Annotated in this window: 8 protein-coding genes and 1 pseudogene; 6 read left to right on the top strand and 3 right to left on the bottom strand. The window is 60.1% G+C overall.

Annotation, left to right across the window (positions count from 1 at the left end; translation table 11 throughout):
• From PMI37_RS32145 to PMI37_RS01630, 3 genes and pseudogenes are all read right to left on the bottom strand, one after another.
• Positions 1-282 (bottom strand): annotated as a pseudogene (locus PMI37_RS32145) (efflux RND transporter periplasmic adaptor subunit); the annotation flags it as partial.
• A gap of 323 nt (positions 283-605) precedes the next feature.
• The gene (locus PMI37_RS01635) at positions 606-1232 is read right to left on the bottom strand and encodes a TetR/AcrR family transcriptional regulator (RefSeq protein WP_008077374.1); all 627 of its coding nucleotides are present in this window, start codon (positions 1230-1232) and stop codon (positions 606-608) included.
• Positions 1233-1304: 72 nt separating this feature from the next.
• The gene (locus tag PMI37_RS01630) at positions 1305-2471 is read right to left on the bottom strand and encodes an MFS transporter (protein WP_008077372.1); all 1167 of its coding nucleotides are present in this window, start codon (positions 2469-2471) and stop codon (positions 1305-1307) included.
• Positions 2472-2565: 94 nt separating this feature from the next.
• Between PMI37_RS01630 and PMI37_RS01625 the strand changes: the two genes are divergently transcribed.
• From PMI37_RS01625 to PMI37_RS01600, 6 genes are all read left to right on the top strand, one after another.
• Positions 2566-3495 (top strand): LysR family transcriptional regulator, encoded by a 930-nt coding sequence (locus PMI37_RS01625; RefSeq protein ID WP_008077370.1) that lies wholly within the window; start codon positions 2566-2568, stop codon positions 3493-3495.
• Positions 3496-3783: 288 nt separating this feature from the next.
• Complete coding sequence (locus PMI37_RS01620) at positions 3784-4455, top strand: lipopolysaccharide kinase InaA family protein (protein WP_008077368.1); 672 nt, start codon at positions 3784-3786, stop codon at positions 4453-4455.
• 317 nt (positions 4456-4772) lie between these two features.
• On the top strand, positions 4773-6104 hold the full coding sequence (locus tag PMI37_RS01615) for an MFS transporter (protein WP_338009882.1): 1332 nt from the start codon (positions 4773-4775) through the stop codon (positions 6102-6104).
• A 152-nt stretch (positions 6105-6256) separates the two neighbouring features.
• Complete coding sequence (locus PMI37_RS01610) at positions 6257-7450, top strand: ABC transporter substrate-binding protein (protein WP_008077366.1); 1194 nt, start codon at positions 6257-6259, stop codon at positions 7448-7450.
• Positions 7451-7453: 3 nt separating this feature from the next.
• A complete protein-coding gene (locus PMI37_RS01605; protein WP_008077365.1) occupies positions 7454-8323 on the top strand; it encodes a branched-chain amino acid ABC transporter permease in 870 nt (289 codons plus the stop codon).
• On the top strand, positions 8320-9511 hold a 1192-nt coding region (locus PMI37_RS01600), incomplete at its 3' end, for an ABC transporter permease subunit (protein ID WP_008077364.1). The genes PMI37_RS01605 and PMI37_RS01600, both read left to right, overlap by 4 nt.

Here is a 9511-nt window from a genome sequence, read left to right as displayed (position 1 = left end):
GGGGGGGAGCCGCATCAGCGGCTGCCCTCGCTTAACGGCCTGTCCCGTATCAACCAGGCGTTCGAGCACCTTGCCCGCTACACGAAAACCCAAGTCGCCCTGAACGCGTGCAGCGACCACGCCCGTGAAAGAGCGAGCGGTATCGGGTGAGGGTTGAACAGCGGCGGATCTGACCAGCGGTGCCTGCGTACGGGGATCTGCAACGCTGGAAGATTCGCCACAGGCGGTCAGAGCAAGAGGCAACAAGCATGCGGCAATGGGGAAAGATCGGAGCCGGCGCATAGGTTCCCTTACTGAGGAATAGGATGATCATCATATTCTCTGTCTTGTGACCATTATCGTCAATGGTCACCACTCAAGAAATAACTGCATCCTGACAAGCAGCAATATCGAACCATCAATCCGCTGAAAGACCCTATTCACATTGCTAAAGTTAGCTGGCATCCAGACTTGCGTGTAGCCATATCACTCATATGACCAATTCAGTCAATAGTCACTTCCAGCTAAGTGTGCAGCTCTCCCGCCCCTCATGTGCAGGGAGCAGGAACCTTGATAAGAGGATGTCGCCTGAATTGATTCGCCTGAAAATTTTTCTCAGGGAAGGATCAAGGCATGAGGCTGCGCAGAATGAGATTGGTGGTCAGCATGGGCGCTTGCTCGATCAGATCCAGATTGTGTTGCAACAGCAGCGGGTTGACGAAAGGTCGCAGCGCCAAATTGATCGCATCGACGGTCTCGTCCAGCGGCGTCTTGCGCTCGAACTCCCCCGTTTCTCGACCTTGACGCACGATGTCGAAAATAAAGCCCTTGATCTGCGCTTCATACACCTGGGCACTGGTCCAGCGCTCCGATGCGGAAAACGCCGCGATGTCGTAGAGCTTGCGGTCGTTAAAGAACAGATCCACACCCGTAGCGATGACGGTTTTCACCAATCGGCGCAAACGCTCGGTCGCTGAAATGGCTTCTGCGTTAACGGCCTGTTCGACAGCGGCAGCGATCTGGCCCAGACAATTGGCGCAAATGGCCTCGCCAATCGCTTGCTTGGAATCAAAGAATTTATAGATGTACGCTTTGGAAAAACCGATGGCCTTGGCCAAATCGGAAACCGTGGTTTTAGCGTAGCCATACTGGCTGAAGTGTTCGTTGGCCGCAGCGACAATCTGGTCACGAATGTCATGCTCGGCGGGGCCACGAGTGCTCGGCGAGGAGGTAGATAGAGATGGCTGGTTCATGAGGGCAGCTTACTCACCCCATCAAGGACTGACAACTCGCCGAGCATTGTTCAACTGTTCACCGCGAGCTTGTCACACCACGGCGGCTTCAATCGCTCTGGAGCGCCAGGCAAAAGCCAACACCATCAGCAACCCCAGGCCCGCCATTGCCGCTCCCGCCAGGGAGATCGCCGGATAACCCAGACCCGCGTTGATCACCGCGCCGCCCAGCGCCGCGCCAATCGCATTGCCGAAGTTGAAGGCGCCGATATTCACTGCCGAGGCCAGATTGGGCGCGTCCTTCGCCGCTTCCATGACGCGCATCTGTAGCGGCGGCACCAGAGCGAAGCTGGCGATACCCCAGATCAGAATGGCCACGGCGGCCGGCAGCGGCCAACGCATCAGCACAGTGAACGCCAACAAGACCAGAATCAGCACACTCAGCGAGGCAATGAGGGTGCGGTCTATCGAGCGGTCTGCGGCTTTGCCGCCCCACATGTTGCCCAGCGTCAAACCGACACCGTAGAGCACCAGCATGGCGGTGATGAAGGCGGTAGATGCATGGGTCTCGTTGCTGAGGATCGGTGCGATGTAAGTGAACACGGTAAACATCGCGCTTGAGCCAACGACGGTCAGGGCCAACGCGCCCAGCACCGGGCCGCGCGCCAATACCCGAATCTCCGCCATGACCCCGACGCTTTGCGGCGCCCGCACATTGGGCAGCGCGAACCACAGCGCCGCCATCGTCACCACGCCCAATCCGGTAATGCCCCAGAAAGCCGTGCGCCAACCGTACAACTCGCCGAACCAGGCCGCCAACGGCACACCGCCGATAGTCGCCAGGGTCAGCCCCATGAACATCGCGGCCACCGCTCCGGCACGTTTTTCCGGAGCGACCAGGCTGGCGGCGACAATCGAGCCAACGCCAAAAAATGCGCCATGGTTCAGCGAGGTCACTACCCTGGCGACCATGAGGCTGTAGTAATCGGTGGCCAAGGCTGACATCAGATTACCCAGGGTAAAAATCGCCATCAGCCCGATCAGCAGATAGCGCCGGGGAATCTTGCCGGTGGTCAGGGTCATCAGTGGTGCGCCGAGCAACACGCCCAGCGCATAAGCACTGACCAGCAAACCGGCAGCGGGAATGGAAACGCCCAAGTCTGCAGCGATACCCGGCAACATGCCCATGGGGGCGAATTCTGTTACGCCGATGCCGAAAGCACCGATGGCGAGTGCGACAAGTGGTGGATTGATACGCATGGAAGGCTCCTTATCTATGCCGCCAATGCTACGATCCCGGCTTTTCAGGCGGTAGACTGCATTTTTGGCAATCACCTTTGCGTAGGAGGCACAAGTGGATTTCAACGGCAGGTCAGGTGAAATGAGCGTGTTCACCACCGTGGCGCAGGAAGGCAGTCTCTCGGCCGCTGCGCGTGCGCTGGGCCTGACGCCCTCGGCAGTCAGTCGGATCATCGCGCGCACCGAGCAACGTCTCGGCACCCGCCTGCTGTTGCGCACCACCCGCGCGATCACCTTCACGGCCGAAGGCGAAGCGTTCCTGCGCGGCGCCCGGCGTATCCTCGCCGACATGGACGAGGTCGAAGAAGCCATCGCCGATCAGGGCGTACCCAGAGGGCGATTGCGGGTCAGTGCCGCCCTTGGCCATGGGCGGCTGGCCATCGTTCCTTTGGTCGCAGCCTTCAGCGCCCGTTACCCGAACATCGTCGTCGACCTCACCCTCGGCGACGAAGTGGTCGATATTCTCGGCGGACAAGCCGACGTCGCAGTCCGCTTTGGCCATCTGCCCGACAGCCCGCTGACCGCGCGCAGAATCGGCAACACCGGCCAGGTCGTGGTGGCATCGCCCGAATATCTGCAGCGCCACGGCATCCCTCAGGAACCGCAAGACCTGCTACGGCACAACTGCCTGCGCTTCAACTTTCGCCGTGCCGAACCCAACTGGCCGTTCAGCCGCGATGGCAAAGAGTTTTCCCTGAAGGTCAGCGGCAACATCGAATGCAGCAGTGGTGAAGCGCTGGCACAACTCGCGCGGGTCGGTGCCGGCATCGCACGTATCGGGGAGTTCAGCGTGAGCGAAGATCTGCAGCGCGGCGAGCTGATTGCGCTGTTGGAGGCCTGGAACCCGGGAGATCAGGAACCGATTCATGCGGTGTTCGTCGGCGGTGCGGCGATGCCGGCGCGGGTGCGATTATTCGTGGACTTCTTGCTGGAACATCACCGGATGTCAGCGGATGTGCGAATTAAGTCTTCCGGGGACTCGTGATATTGAACGTCTTGAATGGCCGTCGCGACAGCCTGCTTTCGGCCAAGAGCAGATAATCGCGGGCGGCGGCTTACACTCAGAAGCAAATTCCTCGAAGCAGCAAACACATTCTGCAGGCATCCCTCCAATTGCGTACTTTCGTCACGTAGTTGCGTAATAGTCCAAAGCAGGCGTTAACCTCTGCGATTAACGGGGAACTATTCTCGTCCACTAATAGACTGAGCTGCTATTGCGACCATAATGCAAACGTCGCACGCAAACAGTTTTCTACAATAAATGGAGCGCAGAATGGGCCGGGCACACGATGAGTTTGAGTACTGGTGGGGTACGTCCGGGTCGTGGGTTGAACCACCGAATGTGCGCCGCAGCGGCACCAGCGGTGTCCAGTTGGTAGTGCAAGATAACAGGACGTTCTTCGTCAAGCGTCAGACCGGCCATCTGTTTCGTAGTCTCCGTTACCCCACTGGCCGCCCCACTGCTCTGCGTGAAGGTATTGCCCTTTCCAGACTTGAGGAACTGGGCGTGAATGCGCCAAAACCGGTGTTTTATGGTGCGAGAAAAGTCCGAGGCACATGGCAAGGTGTTTTGGTTACCGCAGACCTGGGCGGCTTCATCGATCTGGATACCTGGTATAGCCAGGGCTCTGCAAGCAGGTTGACGACAGAGCAGCATCAGCAACTTTTCAAGCGTCTGGCGCAAATGCTGGCGCGGATGCACTCGGGCAAATGGCAGCACGGTTGCATGCGTTCCAAACACATCTTCATCAAGGCGTCGATAACTGACACTGACTTCGATTTCGAACTGGCGCTGCTTGACCTGGAAAAATCTCGCGGTCGCGCTACGGCAATGGGTGCGGCGCGTCACGACATTCCCCAACTCAGACGGCATTCTTTCTGGGATGAGTCGCAGTGGCAGCATTTCCTTTCCTGCTACGAGCAAGCCATTGGCAGAGCCATTTGAGATACAGGAAGGTCAGTGCGAAAGCGCCAGGACCAATAAGAGGGAAGGCTTGCCAATCAGGCGCTGTGCTTATGACGTAACGAGCATGCCAGAGCATTTCATAAGCCAATGGCGGGCTGCGTCCTAACGCCGCAGCTCACCGCTATTGGCAAATCCCGCACAAGCCTTAGAATCCCGCGCGCCGTCGCAGTCGCCAGATCGGGTGATCGACGCGCACCTGAAGGCTGGCCACACCTCCTCGACGTGTGTCCGACACAACCGCCCTGCCCGATCGGCAGGCACTTGCCCAACAACACACACGTCGGCCTGGCAATCGCATGCGCAGAGGCGCACGTTCCGCTGTTCGATCTCTAGAGGTTTTTATGTCTCCGCGTTTGCTGGCCATGGCGCTGGCGCCTTTGCTCGGGCTGTTCATTGTTGCGCTGGGCAACGGTTTTCTGTCTTCTCTGACCACCCTTCGTCTCGACGCCGCCGGTGCCTCGACCACGATGATCGGCATCGTCTCATCGGCCTACTTTATTGGCCTGACGCTGGGTGCGGTGTTCAACGACCGCTTGATTCTGCGCATCGGGCACATCCGCGCCTATGGCAGCTTTGCCTCGCTGATCGCCGTGACCATCCTGTTGCAGGGATTGTTCTATGACACTTGGGGCTGGTTCGCCCTGCGCCTGATCAATGGCTGGGCCACGGTGGGTGTGTTTCTGGTGATCGAGAGCTGGCTACTGCTGGCGGGCGACGCAAAGATTCGCGGGCGCTTGCTCGCGTTGTACATGATCGTGTTGTACGGCGCCGGTGTGCTGGGCCAGGCCACACTGGGGAAAATCACCGGTTTGAGCGACAGCGCACCGTTCATGGTCGCCGGTATGCTCGCGTCGTTGTCAGTGTTGCCGATCGTGATTCTGCCACGCGTTTCGCCGCTGCTCGATCAGGTAGAGCCGCTCAAACCACGGCAACTGTTGGGCGTGACACCGACCGGGCTGGTTGGCTGTTTCGGCTCGGGTGTGACGATCGCAGCGATTTACACCTTGCTGCCGTTGTACCTGCAACGCAGCGGCCTGAATGTCGGCGAAGTCGGCAGCATGATGGCCTGGACGATCCTCGGCGCGATGCTTCTGCAATACCCGGTGGGGCGCTGGTCCGATCGCAAGGATCGCTTGCAGGTGCTGACGATTCTGACGATCGCGTGCACGGTGTTGTCGCTGGTGATTGTCTTGCTGCCACTGACTGCAACGATGCTCGCCGCGATGCTGTTTCTGCTCGGTGGCGGCGTCTTCGCGCTGTACCCGGTTGCCGTCAGCCATGCCGCCGACCGCGCTCCGGCCGAAGCGTTGGTGCCGATGATTCAGGGTTTGCTGCTGATCAACTCGCTGGGCTCGGCGATCAGCCCGATGATGATCTCGCCGGTGATGAACTCGTTCGGCGCCAACGGTCTGTTCTGGGTGTTCGCACTGGTCAATCTGTGCATGGTCACGTTCTTCCTCTGGCGCCGTGGCAAACGCCCGATTCCGGCCAATCCTGCGCCTTTTGCCGCGGCGGCCACGTTCTCGCCGACCGGTGCAGAACTACGGGTGACCGAGGATTTGCGGCAGGCTGTGCAGGATCACCCGCCGATGGTCGATGCGTTGAGCGGAGAACCCTCACCGCAGTAACAAACACGCTTGCGCGTGGTGCAAGCCGCCTCCATTTGGAGCGCCAATCAGCGGAACACCCCTAAAGAAGCCGTAGTTTCCATAGCCGAACCGAGTGGCACCCTACTTGCTAGCAATAATTTTATAACTGCTAGCAATCAGGAGAATCAACTATGGCTACTCGGCTTCAAAACCTGCAGCGTCGGCTGTTTCCCGTGGCTGCGGCAGTCACGCTCAACCTCGCCATGTTCGCTGGCGCGCACGCGGCCGAGCCGCCGATCAAGGTCGGTCTGGTCGCGGCGCTTTCTGGGCAATCGGCCAAGTCCGGCGAAGCCCTGACTCGCGGTTTGACCATGGCCATCAACGAGGTCAATGCCAGCGGCGGCGTGCTCGGGCGTCCGCTGGAGCTAGTGCGTCGCGACGATGAAAGCAACCCGTCCAAGGGCATCCTCGCTGCGCGCGAGCTGGTCCAGCGCGAAAAAGTCGCCGTATTGTTTGGCGGCCTCGATACGCCGGTTTCCCTCGCCATCGTGCCGTTGGTCAACCAGTTGAAAGTGCCGTTCATGGGCATCTGGGCGGCGGGTACGAAAATCACTGAAAACGGCGCCGCCGATAACTACGTATTCCGCGTTTCCGCCGTCGATGAGCTGGTCGATGAAGCGCTGGTAAAATACGGCGTCGACCACGGCATGAAGAAGCCGGGGATGATCCTCATCAACAATCCGTGGGGCGAGTCCAACGAGGCTGGCCTCAAGCGCGCGCTGGAAAAACGTGGCATGGCCAACGCCGGTGTCGAGCGTATTCAGGACAGCGATCTGGACGTCGTGCCACAACTGACCCGGTTGAAAAACGCCGGTGCAGACACCCTCCTCCTCGTCGGTAACGTCAGCCCGTCCGCACAGGTCGTCAAATCGTTGGATCGCATGGGCTGGGACGTGCCGATCGTCTCGCATTGGGGGCCGGCCGGTGGTCGCTTTGGCGAGCTGGCGGGACCGAATGCATCACGCGTGCATTTCATCCAGACCTACGTCTTCACCGAGCACAACAGCGCCAAGGGTGACGCCCTCCTGGCCGCGCTGAAAACCGCCTACCCACAGATAAAAACCCTGGCCGATGTCACGCCGGCCGTGGGCATCGCCAATGCGTACGACGGTCTGCACCTCGCCGCTCAGGCGATCGAGAAAGCCGGCAGCACTGACGGCAAGGCGATCCGCGACGGGTTCTACGCCATCAGCGATTACGACGGTTTGATCAAGCAGTACAAGCAACCGTTTACCCCTGCAAAGCATGACGCCTTAGGGCCGGACGATTACCTGTTCACCCACTTCGTCAACGACCAGATCATCCCGCTCAAGCCCGAGGAGTAAGCCATGTATACCGCCGCCATCCTCTCCGGGCTCGGCCTCGGCAGCATGTACGCGTTGCTGGCGTTGGGGTTTCACCTGACCTACGTCGTCTCGCGCACCGTCAATTTTGCCCAGGGCAGCGCCATGATGGTCGGCGCTGTGCTCGGCTACACCTTTTGCATCACTTGGGGTTGGCCGCTGTGGCTCCCCCTGCCGCTGACGCTGATCCTGTCTGCGCTGTACGGTCTGGCGATCGAACGGTGGCTGGTGCGGCCCTTCCACAGTCGCGGCTCACAGGCCTGGCTGATGGCGACGGTGGCCGGCGGCATTCTGGTGGATAACCTTGCGTTGTTCACCTTCGGCAAAGAGCCCCGGCAGTTTGAAAGCAGCCTGGCCAACCTGAATGTCGAGCTGTTCGGCAGCAACGTGGGCGCTCTGCAAATGCTGATTCCATTGGCGGGCGCAGCCATTGCCTTGGCGCTGTATCTGGTGCGGCGTTACACCCGCTTGGGCAAAGTGCTGGAAGCCTGCGTGCAGAATCCGCGCGCGGCAATGCTGATGGGGATCAACGTCAATCGGGTGGTCGCGATCGCCTTTGCGGTGTCTACGGTATTCGCCGCCGTGGCGGGTTTGTTGATTGCGCCGCTGTTCAGCGTCAACGCAGAAATGGGCATGTTGTTTGGCTTGAAAGCCTTTGCAGTGGCCATTCTCGGCGGCATCACCAGCGCTGGCGGCGTCTTCACGGCAGGCCTGTTGTTCGGCCTGACGGAAGCGCTGATCACGATGTATTTCGGCTCGGCCTTCACGCAGATCTTCACCTTTGCGCTGGTGATTGTCGCGCTGGCGATTCGTCCCAACGGTCTGTTCGGCAGTCAGGCATTGGTGAAAGTATGAAGAACCTTCCCACCCTGCTGATCGCCCTCCTCGCTGTCGCGTCTGGCGTCATGGCGTTCACACTCGACAGTTACTCCCTGCTGGTTTTCACCCTCTGCGCCTTGGCGACAGTGGTTGGCGTAAGCCTGAATATATTGATCGGCCTGAGCGGGCAGATTTCCTTTGGCCATATCGCTTTCTACGCCATCGGCGCCTACGTCTCGGCGCTGCTGACCCTGGCGGGCTGGCCGTTGTGGCTGGCTCTGCCGATCGCCGGGGTGGCAGCCGGGGTGATTGGCGCGCTGTTGGCGATTCCCGCCCTTCGGGTCAGCGGTCCGTATCTGGCGATGATCACCATTGCCTTTGCGTTTGTCGTGCATCACAGCCTGATCGAATGGCGTGACGTCACCGGCGGTTCCAATGGTTTGATGGGAATCCCGATGCCGGAGTTTGCCGGCCTCGATCCGTCGATTTTCCTCGCCCTGTTGGCCGCCGCGCTGATGATCGGCGCCCTGCTCTTTTATCAGCGCCTGAGCCACAGCCGCTGGGGCAAAGCCATGCGTGCAGTGAAGGCCTCGGAAATCGCCGCGCGCTCGCTGGGTTTCAATCCGGTGATCAGCAAAACCCTCGCGTTTGCCTTGTCGGCAGCCTTGACCGGACTCGCGGGCGGTCTGCTCGCGCCGTTGCTGATGTTTATCAACCCGGAGTCCTTTCCGTTTTCGCAGTCGATTCTGTTTGTACTGGCGGTGATCGTCGGCGGCAGCGGCAGGCTGTTCGGGCCGCTGATTGGCGCACTGTTGATTGTGCTGGTGCCGGAGCTGCTGTCGGATTTCGCCGAATACCGCTTGTTGATCTTTTCGACGCTGCTGCTGTTGGTGCTGTGGATTGCTCCCAACGGCCTGCTCGGCGCCCTCGCCCGGCGCTGGATCAAACCGGCTCGCCTGCTGCCGCCCACGCGCTTCGATCAACAACGGGTGGCCGCGCATTTGCGCAGCCGTGGCCCGAACTCGGGATTGCGCGTCAGCGATATCGGCATTCGCTTCGGCGGCGTGCAGGCCGCGCAACACGTCAACCTGCACGCACCGGCCGGCAGCATCACCAGCATCATCGGCCCTAATGGCGCCGGTAAAACCACTGTGCTCAATATGATCAGCGGCTTCTATGTGCCGGACAGTGGCCGGATCGAACTGCAACAGCCATTGGCGGGGC

Origin of the sequence: Pseudomonas sp. GM80, assembly GCF_000282515.1 — a bacterium.
Classification (GTDB): Bacteria; Pseudomonadota; Gammaproteobacteria; order Pseudomonadales; family Pseudomonadaceae; genus Aquipseudomonas.
Note: the sequence above shows the minus strand (reverse complement) of the source record. Positions and strands in the feature narration are given on the sequence as shown.